We start from the raw sequence: 17,463 nt of genomic DNA, 5'->3' as shown, positions 1-17,463 counted from the left end.
TGTCCCTCTGGGATGCGCTCCGGATGAATATGATGATCTCATATCAGGAACTTGTTCGCACCTTCCCTAGTGCTACAAAGAAGGATATTTTTGTATCAGTTGTACTATCCTGCAAAGATCAAGCAGAAGATCTAAAAAATAAAATTAGACCTATTAACGATCTTTTGTCAAAAAACTATGTCGATTTTGAAATCGTAATTATTGACAACCATTCTTTTGATGACACTGAAACCTACATCACTTCTCTTCTTACTGAATTAGAGTCTATACGATATATTAGACTTTCATCAGAAGTATCTGCTGATGTATCTCTATCAGCCGGATTAGAAAATGCAATAGGTGATTTTGTCGTATTATTTGATATTAGTACGGACCCAGTTTATGTCATTGCAAATGTAGTCGAAAAATCCCTTGCAGGCAGTGATGTAGTTATTGGTGTTGCTAAACAGAACTCATCTCTTGCGTACGCAATAGTTCGACCTATTATGAATCATTTCTTAAGTCGGATTGGTTATAAGTTGCCAAGAAATGCCACAAACCTCCGTTGTTTAAGTAGAAGAGCTGTCAATGCAGTAACGGCAAACGGTCGCTTCCATCACAAAATGATGATGAGAATATCTAATACAGGATTCACATCTACTACGGAGACCTACGAACTTGCCCAGGTTAATGAGAAAAAAATTCTTCTTTCAGGAATTCGTGACACGATTAAAATAATGATATTTAACTCAACAAAACCACTGCGCTGGATGAGTTTATTAGGAGTATTCGGTAGTTTTTTAGCATTTATTTTCAGCCTATACAGCCTTATTGTTAGAATAATTAATAATCATGTCATTGAGGGATGGACAACACAAATTATATTTATGTCAATCTTATTTATGCTTATCTTTACTATGCTGGCGTTCTTTGGGGAATATTTAGGTCGATTGCTTGATGACCGTTCGGAACATACTGATTACAATATAGTATATGAGAAAAACAGTTCAGTAATGATTGACTCACACCGCGTAAACGTATTAACAGAGTCAACTTCTGATGTAATCAATCTGGTTCAAACAGGGCGTAACAAGTAATGGAAAAAAATTATACCTGGGAAGTACCTGCATATACTGAGACAAGAGTAAGACCTAAACAGAATGATTATTGCACATTAATTTTCGTGATTAATGAAGGTGATAAACTAATAAAGCAACTGGCACGTATGGATGCTGCAAGAAGTTGTACAGATATAATAATTGCCGATGGTGGCAGCACTGATGGGTCAACCTCTACTGAAAACTTGGAAAAGTATGGTGTGACAAGCCTTTTGGTTAAAACCGGTGCAGGAAAGCTTGGCAGCCAAATGCGTATGGGTTTCGCATGGGCACTTCTGGAAGGTTATAAAGGCGTTATTGTTGTCGATGGCAATAACAAAGATAGCGTTGATGATATTCCAAACTTCGTTCGCCAATTAGAAAATGGGATGGATCATATCCAAGGATCTCGTTTTATTCCCGGTGGCAAACATGTAAATACTCCTATGTCACGACTCATCGGATTAAAGGTAATTCATGTTCCCCTAATGAGATTCTTCTCCGGTTTCAAATATACTGATACCACAAATGGCTTTCGCGCTTACAGCGCCAAATTCTTATCAGATGAGAAAGTAGCTGTATTCCGTAATATTTTTACTGGCTACGAACTTCATTATTACCTGGCGATACAAGCGGCTAAGTTAGGTTTTAAATGCATTGAAATACCTGTAATGAGAACTTATCCTAAACATGGCAAGACACCGACAAAAATTAGTCCTATCAGAGGTAACCTACAGGTTATTGCCAGGTTACTACAAGTTTGCTTAGGAAAGTATGACAAAAAGTAGGTAAAGTCACCTGCTATTTTCTTTTCAAGAAGCTAGATAGAGACTATCTAGCTTGATTTTTATATAATTATGGGTTATCACAATGAATGCTCTAATTGGTTATACTGGCTTTGTTGGCGGAAATTTGCTTAAGCAATACGATTTCGACGATTTATATAATTCAAAGAATATAAATGACATTCGAGGCAAGCATTATAATAGATTGTTTATCTGCGGAGTTCCGGCTGTAAAATGGTGGGCAAATCAGCATCCTGTTGAAGACTGGGAAAATATTAGCGGCCTCATTGACATTCTAAAAACCGTAACTGCCGAAGAAGTTGTTTTAATTTCTACGGTTGATGTATACCCTAATCCAATCGATTTTGATGAAGATAGTCAGTTATCCCGAGACACTGGACAGCCCTATGGATTACATCGTTTAAAATTCGAAGATTTTGTTACTCAGCATTTTACCAATGCTTATACTCTCCGTCTTCCAGGCCTCTTCGGCGAGGGTTTAAAAAAGAATATTATTTACGATTTCTTGAATAATAATCAGATTGAAAAAATTGATACTCGCAGCTCATTCCAATTCTACTGCCTCAATTTTCTTAAAATTGATATTGATAGAATGATTGAGAATAACATTCGCCTCCTCAACACATCTGTAGAGCCAATCCCAACGGCCGACATTGCAAAAATGATACTTGGTTATCCATATAAAAATATAACGAGTTCACATCCATCTCGCTATGACATCAAATCAAAGTATTCAACGCTTTGGGGGCGAGAAAATGGTTACCTTTATAATAGGCAAGACTGCCTTGTTGAGTTAGAAAAATTCATTGAGGAATACCGTCGTGAAAAATAAAGGTCTATCCATTTCAAACATTGCATGGAATAGCGATGAAAACGATGCTGTGCTCGGCATCCTTAAAAAACATAGTATTGGTGCTATCGAAGTCGCGCCAGCAAAAGTTGTTAGCAATGTTCAGAATTTCTCTGATGATGAAGTTCTTTTATATAAAGAAAAAATGAATGATGCCGGAATCGTTATCAGCTCGATGCAGGCATTATTGTTCGGAGGTCCCTCCGGAAATATTTTTGGCAATCAAATTGAAAGTAATGCAATCCAGAATCATTTAAGCAAAATCATCCACATGGCAGGCCTTCTTGGTGCTGAAAAATTAGTTTTTGGTTCGCCTAAAAATAGATTAAGAAATGATATTTCATTTGCTAATGCAATAGAGATTGCAGCGAAGTTCTTTCAACCTTTGGCAATTAAAGCAAAGGATGTTGGTACCATGATTTGTATCGAGCCGAATCCAGAATACTATGGATGTGACTTTATTACAGACTCAAAAGAAGCTGTTGAGCTTGCATGTGCAATTGATCATCCAGGATTTGGTGTTCATTTAGATCTTGCAGGGCTAAGGTTATCTAAGGAAGACGTCTATAATAGAATTGCAATATTAAATGAAAAAATCGCACACTTTCATATAAGTGAGAAAGATTTAGCACCAATTGGTTTAGATATTGAAGCCCACAACCTGGCATGTAAAGGTTTGGAACACATAGCATACCATGGTTGGTTATCAATAGAGATGAAAAGATCAGAAATGCCATTGGTAGATATTGATGCAAGTATCTCGTTGGTAAAAGAAATTTACGGGCCAATATTATGCTAATCTTTGTTATTATTTTCAGCGTATTCTTCTCTTCATCATCTCAGCTTTTGTTAAAGAAAGGAGCCGCGCAAATATCTATTCCTTCTCAAATTGATTTAATAAATCTGACCAAACTTTTCAGTGAGCTGATTTTTAATTTTTATCTTGTTTCTGGTATCTTATTTCAAGTTGTTGCATTGTTAAGCTGGGTTTATGTATTAAAAAAGGTTGATGTGAGCTTCGCCTACCCTTTCATTTCATTAGGTTTTGTTTTTGTCATGCTTATGGGTTATCTGATATTTAATGAATCCTTAACACCGATGAAGGTAATTGGAACATTGGTCATTATACTTGGCGTAGTTATTATGGGGAAAGCATAACAAATGAAATCACTTCAGTCGTCTATAAAAAAACTATTCCTTTCCGATAAATGGCTAAATCTGTATGCTATTGGTATATCATTGCTTTCATTAATATGCGTAAGCATAATATATTATAATTCCGTATTATATTTTAACCGTGAACCTTGGGATGGGTCTTTTCAGACGCTATTTCCCCTTAGATCAATAGATATTGGTTCTTACCCAGCCATCGATTTCTCTTACTTCCATGGAAATGGTATCCCATATTTAATATATCCTCTTTATTACTTATTTTCACACATACTTGGCTTTGGTATCATTGTGTCCGCATTGAATAGCACATTTATAGTAAATTGTGCATTCTTATACTTACCTATTTATTTTATATTGCGGAAAATAAGTAATTTCTCTACATCACTTATCTTTACGTTGTTCATTTCCATGTTGTTTGATTTTATACCTTACATTGGCGCTTATTTTTCACCTTTATTTTTAGGTGCACCAATGGCAGTAAGATTTTCTCCTCATATTCTATTAGCAATATGTTTCTATAATCTTATAACTTATTATGAAATTGCTGATAAAAAGAAAACATTAAAAACAGTTATAGTAACTCTCTTTGTTGCAGCCATTTCCCCTTTGCTTGGTGCAGAACAGGGGTTTTACGCAATTGCGGCATTTTGTTTAACTGTGTTCATTTATTTTTTCATCCATGAAAAAAAGCGTGTCGCAGCTTTAGTCTATTCTGCATCTTTATTTATTCTATCCATTTTAGCGCATGTGGCCATCCTTCTTATCCTCTTTCAAAGCCTGGAGTCAATCAGAGCCATAATAACAATCTCGAATGACCAAACCTGGGTTTTCGGCGTGTTCCCAAATTCATTTTTTGATTCATTCACCGAGTTATTCAGACTCGATAATATAAGTGCTGTAGTTACTCAGATTGTCACTTTGATTGCCATAATTTACACGTTAATAATTACATTTGTATACCGCAAATATAATTTAAACTCAAAATTTTACTATGCCTGTTTGGTAATGTTTTGGGGCGGAATATTATCATGGGCATCTAATTTAGGTTATATTGGTGCACATCAGGCACCTCTTGAAATTAGATATATGACATTGTCGTTCTTCCCTATTCTGTTCTTTATTTTCACTGAAAATGCGAAACTAAAAAATGATTAATATTCTGAGAAATAAAGTTTTCACTCGCACCCTTATTATAATTCTCTCTCTTATATCTCTTGCCTATTGGTATGGATATATGAACCTGTCAAAGAGAAGCATTCCAAAAAACCAATATAATCTATCTCACGTCGAGGGAGTAAGATTATCAAAGCACCAGGATCTCCGTGGAGTAATTGGTTCACTTAATCAGAGACATCAATATGGCGAATACTTATCCGAAGCCAGTTATTATATTTCCAGAGAGACTGGGCAACGTTATTTACCAGATGATATCTCCTTTCCGACGTGGTTGAGATATGTCAACAATGATAAGACATCATTATCTACAGTGCCTTTAGTCCCCATATGGAATCAGGATTTCATTTTGGGTTTCAGTAATAAATCTACTTTCAAGATTTTAGAGAAAAACATTCTATTTCAACCAGGAAAGCCTCTAAAAAATGTATTCGTGGGTAAAACTGCCATTCTGAAAAATGATTATGCTGATTTTTATACTACTATTACAGACATAGATGATTCCGGTAACATAACCGTCCAGGGTTATATTCCCTTCGACTTTTTTCCCAAGTCAATTCTTATCCCTTCGGGAAAGAAAAAGAACAAGCATATGATGTTTGAAAGTGACACTATGGGCTGGATACGTGGTGGACGATTTACACTGGACCCAACCGGATATACGTATGTCATCCGCCCGGTACCTTCTCTCAGTTTGTCCAAAACCACTTTAGAAGATGGAGATACGTTATCCTGGGATGGGATAAATGGACCTACATCAACACGTATTGAGTCTGTGTACGGCTTTAACAATACATATATTGTTAAGCTAGATAAGAAACTTCCACCATATTTCGACTTCAGAAAAAACATTATAACTGTTACCCGAAATAAAGACGACTTTGATAAACAAGAAATGCTACTCAACGTCGATACAGACGAAATAAATGAGAAATTCTTTCTTGGTAAAAAGCGCAACATTAGTTTTGTAGTTTCTGCAATTAATGATATAGCGCCAGGTAGTGTAGTGGTTGCAGAAGGAAACAACGTCCCACTGTATGTATCGATGGTAGCTAAAGATAGCAACGTCATTACTATAGATTTATTTAAAAGCGCAGTTATCAAGGAATGCTTAAATACAAAATCCAAACAAAGCTATGACAGTTGCCTTTATAACATCGACCTATCTAAATTTGAGTATCCTAATGTAAAGCGGGCAAAAGAAAATCTTGCAAATGATAAGATTTTTGATGGCTTTGGCCCATGGGAAATGTGGAACAAAGGTGGCGCTCTGAATATTCAATATGCCACAAATATTGTTAAGCGCACAGATACTCCTGCAGCAAACTCAAAAAATGAAAATACCATTGCAAACAAGCCGCCACAAAAATCACTCAATGGTTTAATTTGGGAGATATACCCAGGTTCATTGCTAAATATATTTTATGGAACCCACAACCCTGCACCGACAGAAATGCTAATACACGTACTTGGTCGAGAGGCGAGGGATAAATACTATTCCTCTTTCGTAAAAATCAAACCTGAGTATATTTCATTTGCGAAGCCTGAGCGATTTACTCCCTGGTTGCTTAACTGGCATTGGCCATTCTTTAGGAATATGATCAACAACTATGATTTAGCCGTAGATAAGAGTGAGTTTTCATTGTGGCATCTAAACAATAATAATAAATGGGATGACTTCGGTCCGGAACAATTAAAACTGCAGGGTGACTTCTCTGTTAATAAGCCCATTGACCTTGATATCAGCAAATCAAAAACACAGTCATGTGATATAAAATTAATGACCGCAGTAGTAAAATATGATATTAAAAACCCGATATCATCTCTGCCGCTTATTGGAAAATTGACACGATACCTGATAGAAATTGAGAATACTGGCCTGCCATCAAATATGCCAGTTAGTTTACCATGGAGTGAACACACTTTCTCTTTCCCGATTTTTTATAGGGAGGGATTTAATCCAACGATTACCCCACGAACCTTATCTAACTTCCTTAATTTGACATCACTAACTATTAAGGAAATTACGCTTTATCAAGAAAACGTTGATGCCAAAAATATATACAGCCTATATTACGACTATCCTGCTGTTGGTGCTGCAGCAAGATATGAGTGTAATGATAGAAAGCACTGAAATAAGGGCTAATTATTCAGGTCAGTAACTATTGACTATTTTTGGATAGTGCCGTTCACTTAAGATATTTTAAGTGAACGGTGCATGATGGGCTTGTCAGTAATTCTGTGAAACTGCCGATGTATTAAAGGTGATCGCTCAGACGGTCACCAATCTCGATAATAAAATGGCTCATTGCCAGCCGCAAGTTCTGGATTGGCATACTCCATTTTTTCAACGCATCCTTGATCGCCTGATAAACAACCTTTCGTACCTAGTCATCCGTCGGGAACACTATGTGTTTCTTAATCGCCACCCGGATCACGCTATTCAACGATTCGATTGCGTGTGTGGTGTAGAATGGCCTTGCGGATGATCTCTCCCCGGTAAACAGTCCCCATCCAAACTGAAGTCTACGGTCTTTCTTTCATTAAACAAAAAGATCATTCCGTCATGAAAAAGACCCACTATGCTGAAAAACAGATCGCGTTTGCGCTGAAGCAAGCCAAAACCAGCATCCAAGTGGAAGAAATGTGCAAGAGGATGGGCATTTCTGAGGCAACTTTTTAACTCTATGAACTACCTCCGTTTTGCAGGTACTGAATCTGGTTTGGGTTGTTGCTTGCATCTATCCGGCATCAGGAAAATCTGTGCCTAAATGGGTAATCAGCACACAATCGCCTCAACAACTATACGGCCGTTGAGGCCAGTATAAAAATCTTGTTCCGATTGTGCAGGTGCAACCTGCCCCTATTTCTCAGTACGCTGCGCAGAGGGCGGTATGTAATATCGGCGCCCCGGAACTGCTCTGGTTCAGGGGCGGTAACCTGTTCAGGGCCAGGCTTTAGCAGGCCTGGATGCAGGTAAGAGTGATGATGGCTGTTAGTAGTTTTGTGATATGCCCGCTTCACGGGTACCAGGAGCCGATATTCATCCAGCAGGTTAAACAGGCGGTCCCGCCCGATAGCCAGTGCTTTACCGTCCTGAACATTCAGCAGGTAGTGCAGTGCCGGGTACGGGCAACAAAATCCGGAACCTTAGCATGATGCTCCTGCCTTTTATTATATCTTGTGTTGTACTGGTACCACGCCTATCTGCTGTGCCCCAGGAACTAACATGCACGCGTAACTGCTATTGTGAGGGCCTGACTTTGCGTGAGGACTTGCCGGGCCGTTTTTTTGCAACACTCACCCCGCAATCATTTTTCAGAACATTGATAACCGATTCAAAAAACTCAGCTTTCTGGTTTGCCAGCTTAAGCTGTTCTTCAAGTTCCCTGATTCTTTGCTCGGGTGTAGGCGGGGCAGTCGTCTGAGCCACAGGCAGTTTCCTCTTCACCAGGTCAGGAAGTGCGGGGCTCCAGTCAAGCCGGCCATATTTACGCAGCCAGACAAGAACGGTGGAGCGCCCTTGAATGCCATACCGCTGCTGGGCCTGCTTGTAAGTCATCTCGCCTTTTTCGACCTGCCCGACAACGGCTAATTTAAAGGATAGAGGATAGAGGATAATCACGTTGGGTGCGATTGAACTCAGTCATCATCACGTTCTCCGGACTTAAGTCAGGAACGTGTCAACGCTATTCAGGACGGGTTACAGACGAAAAAAAAGACGCTTGCAGCGTCTTTTTTTTGGAATTTGGTACCGAGGATGGGACTCGAACCCACAAGCCCGTTAGGGCACTACCACCTCAAGGTAGCGTGTCTACCAATTCCACCACCTCGGTACAGAATACTTAGCGTGGGATATCGCTGGTCGGCTGAGCCGGAGCAGCTGGCTGAGTTTGCTCGGTTTTCGCCGGTGCACTCAGATTTTCCCACTCACTTCCTTTATTGGTCTTATTGCTGTTCATGTTACCCAGCACCAGACTGATAATGAAGAACAGAGTTCCTAACACAGCTGTCATACGGGTCATGAAGTTACCAGAACCACTTGAACCAAACAGTGTACCAGAAGCGCCTGCGCCAAAAGAGGCTCCCATATCAGCGCCTTTACCTTGCTGCAGCATGATCAAGCCAACAAGGCCAATTGCTACAATAAGGAAAACTACCAAAAGAGCTTCGTGCATAATCAACCTGTTCCTTGCGGAGTTGCCGCGTACCAATGCTTCGACCAATAAAGCGGGAATTTCAACTGTTTCCCACTGAAGCGGGTGTGAATACTAACCAAAGCGAATAACCTTCGCAAGGGCAATTTGTTAGCATTGTATCAACTGCGGAAAAAATCGCCACATCAATCAAAAACGCAGCAACTTATCCCAGCATCGCTGCATTACTGACCGCTGATCGTCAAGATTTGCCCAAACAACAATTGGGATCTCACAAACCAGATCCGAATTTTCTGGCCAACAGTGAATGATCGCCTGATTCACTAACTCCTCAGCCACCATTGATTCAGGTAACCACGCCATTCCCATATGGCGCAGTACCATTTCTCGTATTGTTTCGCTTAGCCCAGTCTCAAACACTTTTTTCAACCGTGGGCGCACTCGTTGTTCTGCCGGATCAATAATACGTTTGACAAAGGTATAGTCGCTGTAGCATAGCCAGGGGATCGGGGTATGCGGATCATCCAGCCTGTCCGCGAGTTGCGCAGAAATCACCGGGATAAAACGCTCATATCGCCATAAAGAACGTTTCAGCCCTCCGGCAATCTCCAGCCCCGGTTGTGAAGAGGGTAAATCGTACGTCACCAGCATATCAATTTGCCGGTTTATCAGGGCATTAAAGTGATTATCAATCCCCTGAATGCTGGCATTTACCGTGAAGTTTAATTGCGGTTCACTTTGGCGCAGATAGCTGATCATATCAGGCAGGATATTGACTGACAGCGTATGCAGACTCACCATCACCAACGTATTATCCGTCGCTGGCATCATCGCACACAGGTCATGGCGCGCCTCCGTGAGAGTACTGAGGACCTGGCGGGCATAAGGTTCAAAACGTTCGCCATAACAGGTTAGCGTAACGGGCGTCGTGGTGCGGTCAAACAGCGGGACCCCCAACATCTCCTCCAGCGCCTTTATACGTCGGCTTAGCGCGGGCTGGGTGATATGCCGCTGTATCGCTGCCTGGGAGTAATTCCCATACTGACTCAACGCCAGAAAATCCTCTAACCACTTCGAATCCACGTCTCATTCCCCATCATGCCATAACCGTATCCACCGATAACAAATCGGCAATAGTCACAGTTATAGTAATGGCTTTAATGTGGACATCATAACAACAATATTCCGTTTCACCTGCCGACTCTCACCCTCGACATTTGACAGGACCGATATGTTTACTTTACTGACCAATGCCCGCGTATTTTCCCCAGAGGATTTAGGCCTCTGTTCCCTGCTCATACATGCCGATCGCATTGTGGCTGTTGAAAAAGATATTGCACTCTTTGATGGCGTCAAAGAGGTCATCGATTGCCGCGGTAAGTGGGTAATTCCCGGAATTATCGATCAGCATGTCCATCTTACCGGCGGCGGCGGTGAAGCCGGCTTTGCCAGCCGGACGCCCGCCGTCAAGCTGCGCGATCTGATTCAGGCCGGTATTACGACGGTCGTCGGCGTGCTGGGCACTGATGCGATATCCCGCTCCCCGAAAGATCTTTACGCCAAAATGCAGTCTCTCAATCTGGAGGGCCTGCGTGCGTATATGCATACCGGAGCCTACGCGGTACCCAGCCCGACAATTACGCGATCCATTCGCGATGATATGGCATTTATCCCGGCAATCCTCGGTGTCAAAATCGCACTCGCCGATCACCGAGGCTCCTACCCCTCTTTCCAGGAGTTATTAAGAATAATCAGTGATATCCGCGTATCCTCACTTCTGGCCGGAAAAAAAGGGCTGCTGCACGTACACCTGGGCAATCTGCCGGAAGGGATGTCACAGCTGATGGAACTGTGTGATGCCGGTATTCCGATTCACCACATTTCGCCGACGCATGTCGCGAGGACAGAAGCATTGTTCGAACAGGCTATCGCTTTCGCACATCGCGGCGGCCATATCGACGTGACGTCTGGCGGCAGTCGATTTATGCCCCAGGAGCAAGCGATTCTCCACGCGCTGGAATCACAGGTTCCGGCCGATCGCATCACCATTAGCTCTGATGGCAATGGCAGCGTGCCGCGCTTTAATGCGCAAGGCATCGTGGAAGGATTAAGCGCCGCGCCGGTAGCCGGCAACCTCAACCTGTTGCCTCGCCTGATTGATGTTGGTATTCCGGTGTCTCAGGCGATCGCGATGTTGACGGCGAACGTCGCACGCTCACTGGGTATTTCCGGCGGCGTACTTTGTGCAGGAGAACGTGCTGATATTTGCGTGCTCAATGACGACCTCTCACTGGCCCACCTGTTTGCCGCCGGAAAGCCGTTACTGCGTGATGGTGAGTGTCTGGTCACCGGCAACTTTGAGTGAGGAGTTGAGAATGTCATTATTACTGGCGCTGGTCGCCATTATTTTTGCCGGGCGTCTGATCCTGAAAAAGTATCACCCTCAGTCGGTGCTGCTCTTAACCGGGATCGTACTACTGCTTATCGCGCATTTTAGCGGGATGACTACGCTCAGTAGCCTGGTAAAAAAGAGCACCGGATTTGGCCCCTTTGACGCCTTTGAGTTTATTCGCGATACCCTGAGCGTGCGTCTCGGCGGTCTCGGGCTACAAATCATGCTGATAGGTGGCTTTGCCACCTATATGTCGGCCATTGGCGCAAGTCAGGTGCTGGTGCGCGTCACCTCCCGTCCCTTGCAACGTCTGAACTCCCCTTATCTACTGCTCGGGCTGGCCCTGCTGCTGGGCCAATTTCTGTCGCTGTTTATCAGTAGCGCTACCGGACTGGGTCTGCTATTGATGGCAACGCTTTACCCCCTGCTGACCCGCCTTGGCTGCAGCCGCGCCGCCGTCGCTGCGGTTATCGCCAGTACCTGTGCCGTTGAATTTGGCCCAGGCTCCGGGAACTCGGTTCTCGCCGCCAAAACGGCAGGTATCGAGGTAGTTAACTATTTTGTTCAGGATCAGTTACCGGTTGTCGTTCCGGTTATTCTTTTCATCGCTCTGCTTCATATCGTTGTACAACGCTTTTTCGATCGCCGGGAGAGTGGTGACAATGCCGCGCAGCAAATGCAGACATTAACCGCAACCGAAGAAGCCGAAGCGCCGGTTGCCTGGCTATTCCTGCCGATGTTACCGCTGGTATTGATGCTGGTGTGCAGTGATTTAGTATTCAGCTCACTCAAAATTACGCTGGATACCGCCGTACTGATAAGCCTGGCCATTACTCTGATTTGTGAATATTGCCGCCATCGTAAAGCTCGCGAAGTGATGGCTGGCGTACAAAAAGTTTTCGACAGTATGGGCAGTGTGTTTGCCACGGTAGTCACGCTGATTATCGCCGGTGAAGTCTTTTCCGCCGGTCTGAAAGCGATTGGCGCGGTTGATGCGCTGCTGTCGCTCTCAGGAGAATTTGGCCTCAGCGCAGCGTCCATAATCTTGCTGATGACGCTCATCACCTTTGCGATTTCAGCGTTGATGGGCTCCGGGAATGCAGCATTTTTCTCCTTCGCCCCGATGGTGCCGGATATCAGCCGCCATATCGGCAGCGACGTGGCGGTTATGATGCTGCCGATTCAGATCTCAGCGGGCATTGGACGGACGTTGTCGCCTATTGCCGGCGTGATTATCGCCATCGCCGGGATCGCAGGTGTATCACCGGTGGATATCGTTAAACGCACCGCAATTCCGATGCTGGGAGGATGGCTGCTGATGATTGCGCTGACATTCGCCCGATCCGGGCACTTGTTGGCGGTTCTCCCGTGGCTGGCCACCCTCGTGCTATTGATGGTCGGTGGCTACTTCTGGCAGCGCCGACGTAAACAGCCGCTGGCAGTACAGTAAAAAAAAGCCGGAGTCTCTCAGACTCCGGCTCTTACGCTTTACGGAAAGGGTTAAACGGCTTTCACTGCATCCGCAATGCGGTGCGCAAACTCCGTAACCTGCGCTTCGTCTTCACCTTCAACCATCACACGGATTAATGGCTCAGTGCCCGACTTACGCAGCAGTACGCGTCCACGGTTACCCAGTGCCGCTTCAACCTCTGCCATCACCGCTTTCACGCTTTCATGTTCCAGCGGATCGCCGCTACCTGCGGTGTAACGTACGTTAACCAGCAGTTGCGGGAACATTTTCATGCCGCTGCACAGATCGTACAGACTCATATGGTTACGTACCATCGCTGCCAGTACCTGCAGACCCGCCACAATACCGTCGCCCGTGGTGGTTTTATCCAGCAGGATCACATGACCTGAGTTTTCCGCACCGATACGCCAGCCTTTTTCCTGCATTTTTTCCAGCACATAACGGTCGCCCACTTTCGCACGGGCAAACGGAATGCCCAGTTGTTTCAGCGCCAGCTCCAGCCCCATGTTGCTCATCAGAGTACCCACCGCGCCACCGCGCAGTTGCCCCTGGCGCAGCGCTTCACGAGCGATGATGTACATGATCTGGTCGCCGTCGACTTTATTACCTTCATGATCAACCATAATGACGCGGTCGCCGTCACCGTCGAGAGCAATACCCAGATCGGCTTTTTCCGCGATGACGCGCGCCTGCAGCGCACGAACATCGGTCGCGCCGACTTCTTCATTGATGTTCACGCCGTTCGGTTCACAGCCAATCGCAATGACGTTAGCACCCAGTTCGCGCAGTACATTTGGCGCAATGTGGTACGTTGCGCCGTTAGCGCAGTCCACCACAATTTTAAGCTCGTTCAGGCTCAGTTCATTCGGGAAGGTGCCTTTGCAGAACTCAATATAGCGACCTGCAGCATCGACAATACGACTGGCTTTACCCAGCTCGGCCGAATCCACGCAGGTGATTGCTTTTTCCATCTCCGCTTCAATTGCTTCTTCAACGGCATCCGGCAGTTTGGTCCCGTCGATGGAGAAGAATTTAATCCCGTTGTCATAAAATGGGTTGTGCGAAGCGGAGATAACAATCCCGGCTTCAGCACGGAAAGCACGCGTCAGATAAGCGACGGCAGGTGTTGGCATGGGGCCGGTGAAAGAAGCTGACAACCCTGCGGCAGCCAGGCCCGCTTCCAGCGCAGATTCCAGCATATAGCCGGAAATACGCGTATCTTTACCGATAATGATTTTGCGTGAACCATGACGTGCCAGCACTTTTCCTGCCGCCCAACCCAGCTTGAGCACAAAGTCAGGGGTGATTGGAGCGTCGCCTACACGACCACGAATCCCATCGGTGCCAAAATATTTACGATTACTCATAGCGTTTGTTTTCCTTTGCAGACAATGTGGCTTCCACCACACGCATCGCTTCTACGGTTTCTTTGACGTCATGGACACGAATAATCTGCGCTCCCTGCATTGCGGCAATGACCGCGCATGCAAGGCTGCCGCTCAAACGCTCAGATGGACCCACATTGAGCAATTGGCCAACCATTGATTTTCGTGACATCCCTACCAGCAGCGGCAGATTAAAATGATGAAATTCCGCCAGACGTGCCAGCAATGTGTAGTTGTGGGTAAGATTTTTACCGAATCCGAATCCTGGGTCGAGTAGCAATTTATTTTTTGTGATTCCGGCCCGTTCACAACGTGCTATTTGCTCAACAAAGTAACGATTTACCTCGGCAAATACATCCTCATACTTCGGCGCTTCCTGCATCGTTTTCGGCTGTCCCTGCATATGCATCAGGCAAACCGGCAACCCAGTTTCTGCCGCAGCTTCCAGCGCGCCCGGCTCAGAGAGCGAACGTATATCGTTAATGATATGCGCACCCACTCTGGCGCACTCACGAATGACCTCTGGTTTTGAGGTATCGACCGAAATCCACACTTCAAAACGTTGAGCAATTGCCTCAACAACCGGGATCACACGCTGCAGTTCTTCTTCCACGCTAACATCCGCCGCGCCCGGTCGCGTAGACTCACCGCCCACATCAATGATAGTCGCCCCTGCGTTAATCATCAGATTTGCGTGTTTTACCGCCTCAACCAGGGAGTTGTGCGCTCCACCATCAGAAAAAGAGTCTGGTGTGACGTTTAAAATCCCCATGACGTGGGGATGGCTGAGATCCAGCGAAGATCCCTGAGCAAAGAGTTTCATAGTGTTATCCCTGGTATATACCCCTCGTCTTTCAAGCTGCATCTGCGTTAGCTTTCCTCGCTCACCCCAGTCACGTACTGATGTACGCTCCTGGGGATTCCCTGCGTCGCCGCCTTGATGCAACTCGAAATTCACTGGGTATAAGTTGATAAATAAAAAAACCCCGGAGCAAGCCCCAGGGTTTTCAATTAAAACATGGTCATCAGATGACGATAACTTATTTGTCGCCTAATTGCTCTGACATGTTGCCCGGGTTCGGCGTACGCGGCTCTTCAGCCGGACGTGGAGCACTCGGGGTGCCATTGTTGCCAGAGTTGTTAGATGAAGCAGACTCTTCCCAACCCGCTGGCGGGCGCACATCGCGGCGAGCCATCAGATCATCAATCTGCGGTGCATCGATGGTCTCATATTTCATGAGCGCATCTTTCATCGAGTGCAGAATGTCCAGGTTATCGTTCAGCAGACGGCGAGCACGGTCATAGTTGCGTTCAATCAGCAATTTCACTTCCTGATCGATAATACGCGCGGTTTCATCGGACATATGTTTTGCTTTCGCAACAGAACGGCCGAGGAACACTTCGCCTTCTTCTTCCGCATACAGCAACGGCCCCAGTTTGTCAGAGAAGCCCCACTGAGTGACCATGTTACGCGCCAGGTTCGTCGCGACTTTAATGTCGTTGGACGCACCGGTAGAAACATGTTCAGCACCGTAGATGATCTCTTCCGCCAGACGACCGCCGTACAGCGTGGAGATCTGACTTTCCAGTTTCTGACGGCTGGCGCTAATTGCGTCGCCTTCAGGCAGGAAGAAGGTGACACCCAGCGCACGACCGCGCGGAATAATCGTCACTTTGTGCACCGGATCGTGCTCCGGCACCAGGCGACCGATAATCGCGTGGCCAGCTTCGTGATACGCGGTAGATTCTTTCTGCGCTTCCGTCATCACCATGGAGCGACGTTCCGCACCCATCATGATTTTGTCTTTCGCTTTCTCGAACTCAACCATCGATACAACACGCTTGTTGCCACGCGCTGCAAACAGTGCCGCTTCGTTCACCAGGTTCGCGAGATCCGCACCGGAGAAACCAGGCGTACCACGAGCAATGATTGCCGCATCGATATCCGGAGACAGCGGTACGCGACGCATATGCACTTTCAGAATCTGTTCACGACCGCGAACATCCGGCAGACCAACAACAACCTGACGGTCAAAGCGGCCTGGACGCAGCAGCGCAGGGTCAAGAACGTCCGGACGGTTAGTTGCCGCGATAACGATAATACCTTCGTTACCTTCGAAGCCGTCCATCTCAACCAGCATCTGGTTCAACGTCTGCTCACGTTCATCGTGACCGCCACCCAGACCAGCGCCACGCTGGCGACCTACGGCGTCGATTTCATCGATGAAGATGATGCACGGTGCCGCTTTCTTGGCTTGTTCGAACATGTCACGCACACGAGATGCGCCCACACCGACGAACATTTCCACGAAATCAGAACCGGAAATTGTGAAGAATGGAACCTTCGCTTCACCCGCGATGGCTTTTGCCAGCAGGGTTTTACCTGTACCCGGAGGACCGACCATCAGGACGCCTTTCGGGATCTTACCGCCCAGTTTCTGGAAACGGCTCGGCTCGCGCAGGTATTCAACCAGTTCAGCGACCTCTTCTTTCGCTTCGTCACAACCCGCGACATCAGCAAAAGTGGTTTTGATCTGATCTTCGGTCAACATGCGCGCTTTGCTCTTACCGAACGACATGGCGCCTTTGCCACCACCGCCCTGCATTTGACGCATAAAGAAGATCCAGACACCAATCAGCAGCAGCATTGGGAACCAGGAAATGAAGATAGAAGCCAGCAGGCTCGGCTCTTCAGGCGGCTCGCCAACAACCTTGACGTTTTTGGTCAGCAGGTTATCAAGCAGCTTCGGATCGTTAACCGGAATGTAGGTCGTGTAACGGTTACTATCTTTCTTGGTAACGTTAATCTCACGTCCGTTGATACGCGCTTCACGAACCTGGTCCTGATTGACCTCTTGCAGGAAGGTAGAGTAATCAACCTTACGGCCATTAGACTCGCTGGGCCCAAAGCTCTGGAATACTGACATCAGCACAACGGCAATGACCAGCCAGAGTATTAGGTTTTTCGCCATGTCACTCA

14 protein-coding genes, 1 tRNA gene and 3 pseudogenes are annotated in these 17,463 nt (G+C 45.6%); 10 read left to right on the top strand and 8 right to left on the bottom strand.

The window, feature by feature from the left end; genetic code table 11:
* Positions 1–23 precede the first annotated feature (23 nt).
* From HV261_RS05260 to HV261_RS05230, 7 genes are all read left to right on the top strand, one after another.
* Positions 24–1,076, top strand: coding sequence for a glycosyltransferase (locus HV261_RS05260; protein WP_326929126.1), 1,053 nt, complete (start codon positions 24–26; stop codon positions 1,074–1,076).
* Positions 1,076–1,864, top strand: coding sequence for a glycosyltransferase family 2 protein (locus HV261_RS05255; RefSeq protein ID WP_202037643.1), 789 nt, complete (start codon positions 1,076–1,078; stop codon positions 1,862–1,864). The genes HV261_RS05260 and HV261_RS05255 overlap by 1 nt, the downstream gene beginning before the upstream one ends.
* Positions 1,865–1,946: 82 nt before the next feature.
* A complete protein-coding gene (locus HV261_RS05250) occupies positions 1,947–2,714 on the top strand; it encodes an NAD-dependent epimerase/dehydratase family protein (RefSeq protein WP_202037642.1) in 768 nt (255 codons plus the stop codon).
* Positions 2,704–3,531: a sugar phosphate isomerase/epimerase family protein gene (locus HV261_RS05245; protein ID WP_202037641.1), complete on the top strand. Its 828-nt coding sequence runs from the start codon at positions 2,704–2,706 to the stop codon at positions 3,529–3,531. The genes HV261_RS05250 and HV261_RS05245 overlap by 11 nt, the downstream gene beginning before the upstream one ends.
* Entirely contained in the window at positions 3,525–3,890 is a 366-nt protein-coding gene (locus tag HV261_RS05240; RefSeq protein WP_048213402.1) for an EamA family transporter, read from the top strand. Before HV261_RS05245 ends, HV261_RS05240 begins: the two co-directional genes overlap by 7 nt.
* A gap of 3 nt (positions 3,891–3,893) precedes the next feature.
* Positions 3,894–5,060, top strand: a complete 1,167-nt coding sequence (locus HV261_RS05235; RefSeq protein WP_202037640.1) for a hypothetical protein — start codon at positions 3,894–3,896, stop codon at positions 5,058–5,060.
* Positions 5,053–7,212: a hypothetical protein gene (locus HV261_RS05230; RefSeq protein WP_202037639.1), complete on the top strand. Its 2,160-nt coding sequence runs from the start codon at positions 5,053–5,055 to the stop codon at positions 7,210–7,212. Before HV261_RS05235 ends, HV261_RS05230 begins: the two co-directional genes overlap by 8 nt.
* A gap of 124 nt (positions 7,213–7,336) precedes the next feature.
* On the opposite strand, the pseudogene HV261_RS05225 reads toward HV261_RS05230, so the two are convergent.
* Positions 7,337–7,549, bottom strand: a pseudogene (locus HV261_RS05225) (transposase); the annotation flags it as partial.
* A 95-nt stretch (positions 7,550–7,644) separates the two neighbouring features.
* Here HV261_RS05225 and HV261_RS05220 point away from each other — a divergent pair.
* Positions 7,645–7,758 (top strand): annotated as a pseudogene (locus HV261_RS05220) (transposase); the annotation flags it as partial.
* 197 nt (positions 7,759–7,955) lie between these two features.
* Here the strand turns inward: HV261_RS05220 and HV261_RS05215 are convergent.
* The 4 genes and pseudogenes from HV261_RS05215 to HV261_RS05200 form a co-directional block, all read right to left on the bottom strand.
* Positions 7,956–8,731, bottom strand: a pseudogene (locus tag HV261_RS05215) (helix-turn-helix domain-containing protein); the annotation flags it as partial.
* A 96-nt stretch (positions 8,732–8,827) separates the two neighbouring features.
* Positions 8,828–8,914 (bottom strand) — tRNA-Leu (locus tag HV261_RS05210).
* Between the two features lie 9 nt (positions 8,915–8,923).
* Positions 8,924–9,256, bottom strand: a complete 333-nt coding sequence (secG, locus tag HV261_RS05205; RefSeq protein ID WP_003025000.1) for a preprotein translocase subunit SecG — start codon at positions 9,254–9,256, stop codon at positions 8,924–8,926.
* 168 nt (positions 9,257–9,424) lie between these two features.
* Positions 9,425–10,318, bottom strand: coding sequence for a LysR family transcriptional regulator (locus tag HV261_RS05200; protein ID WP_202037638.1), 894 nt, complete (start codon positions 10,316–10,318; stop codon positions 9,425–9,427).
* Positions 10,319–10,466: 148 nt separating this feature from the next.
* Between HV261_RS05200 and iadA the strand changes: the two genes are divergently transcribed.
* Both iadA and dcuC read left to right on the top strand, forming a co-directional pair.
* The gene (iadA, locus tag HV261_RS05195; RefSeq protein ID WP_202037637.1) at positions 10,467–11,600 is read left to right on the top strand and encodes a beta-aspartyl-peptidase; all 1,134 of its coding nucleotides are present in this window, start codon (positions 10,467–10,469) and stop codon (positions 11,598–11,600) included.
* A 10-nt stretch (positions 11,601–11,610) separates the two neighbouring features.
* A complete protein-coding gene (dcuC, locus tag HV261_RS05190) occupies positions 11,611–13,077 on the top strand; it encodes a C4-dicarboxylate transporter DcuC (protein ID WP_202037636.1) in 1,467 nt (488 codons plus the stop codon).
* A gap of 50 nt (positions 13,078–13,127) precedes the next feature.
* Here the strand turns inward: dcuC and glmM are convergent, their stop codons facing one another.
* From glmM to ftsH, 3 genes are all read right to left on the bottom strand, one after another.
* Positions 13,128–14,465, bottom strand: a complete 1,338-nt coding sequence (gene glmM / locus HV261_RS05185; protein WP_202037635.1) for a phosphoglucosamine mutase — start codon at positions 14,463–14,465, stop codon at positions 13,128–13,130.
* Positions 14,458–15,306: a dihydropteroate synthase gene (gene folP, locus HV261_RS05180; protein ID WP_202037634.1), complete on the bottom strand. Its 849-nt coding sequence runs from the start codon at positions 15,304–15,306 to the stop codon at positions 14,458–14,460. Before folP ends, glmM begins: the two co-directional genes overlap by 8 nt.
* Before the next feature lie 217 nt (positions 15,307–15,523).
* The gene (gene ftsH / locus HV261_RS05175) at positions 15,524–17,455 is read right to left on the bottom strand and encodes an ATP-dependent zinc metalloprotease FtsH (protein WP_137382430.1); all 1,932 of its coding nucleotides are present in this window, start codon (positions 17,453–17,455) and stop codon (positions 15,524–15,526) included.
* Positions 17,456–17,463: the final 8 nt, after the last annotated feature.

Source organism: Citrobacter sp. RHBSTW-00671 (assembly GCF_014103415.1).
Taxonomy (GTDB): domain Bacteria; phylum Pseudomonadota; class Gammaproteobacteria; order Enterobacterales; family Enterobacteriaceae; genus Citrobacter.
This window is presented reverse-complemented; position numbering and strand designations above follow the sequence as displayed.

What these genes read in the sequence shown, in the direction of transcription:
- HV261_RS05260 (WP_326929126.1), top strand. Translation starts at nt 24, where the DNA reads ATGAATATGATGATCTCATATCAGGAACTTGTTCGCACCTTCCCTAGT.
- HV261_RS05255 (WP_202037643.1), top strand. Translation starts at nt 1,076, where the DNA reads ATGGAAAAAAATTATACCTGGGAAGTACCTGCATATACTGAGACAAGA.
- HV261_RS05250 (WP_202037642.1), top strand. Translation starts at nt 1,947, where the DNA reads ATGAATGCTCTAATTGGTTATACTGGCTTTGTTGGCGGAAATTTGCTT.
- HV261_RS05240 (WP_048213402.1), top strand. Translation starts at nt 3,525, where the DNA reads ATGCTAATCTTTGTTATTATTTTCAGCGTATTCTTCTCTTCATCATCT.
- HV261_RS05235 (WP_202037640.1), top strand. Translation starts at nt 3,894, where the DNA reads ATGAAATCACTTCAGTCGTCTATAAAAAAACTATTCCTTTCCGATAAA.
- HV261_RS05230 (WP_202037639.1), top strand. Translation starts at nt 5,053, where the DNA reads ATGATTAATATTCTGAGAAATAAAGTTTTCACTCGCACCCTTATTATA.
- secG (WP_003025000.1), bottom strand. Translation starts at nt 9,256, where the DNA reads ATGCACGAAGCTCTTTTGGTAGTTTTCCTTATTGTAGCAATTGGCCTT.
- iadA (WP_202037637.1), top strand. Translation starts at nt 10,467, where the DNA reads ATGTTTACTTTACTGACCAATGCCCGCGTATTTTCCCCAGAGGATTTA.
- dcuC (WP_202037636.1), top strand. Translation starts at nt 11,611, where the DNA reads ATGTCATTATTACTGGCGCTGGTCGCCATTATTTTTGCCGGGCGTCTG.
- glmM (WP_202037635.1), bottom strand. Translation starts at nt 14,465, where the DNA reads ATGAGTAATCGTAAATATTTTGGCACCGATGGGATTCGTGGTCGTGTA.
- folP (WP_202037634.1), bottom strand. Translation starts at nt 15,306, where the DNA reads ATGAAACTCTTTGCTCAGGGATCTTCGCTGGATCTCAGCCATCCCCAC.
- ftsH (WP_137382430.1), bottom strand. Translation starts at nt 17,455, where the DNA reads ATGGCGAAAAACCTAATACTCTGGCTGGTCATTGCCGTTGTGCTGATG.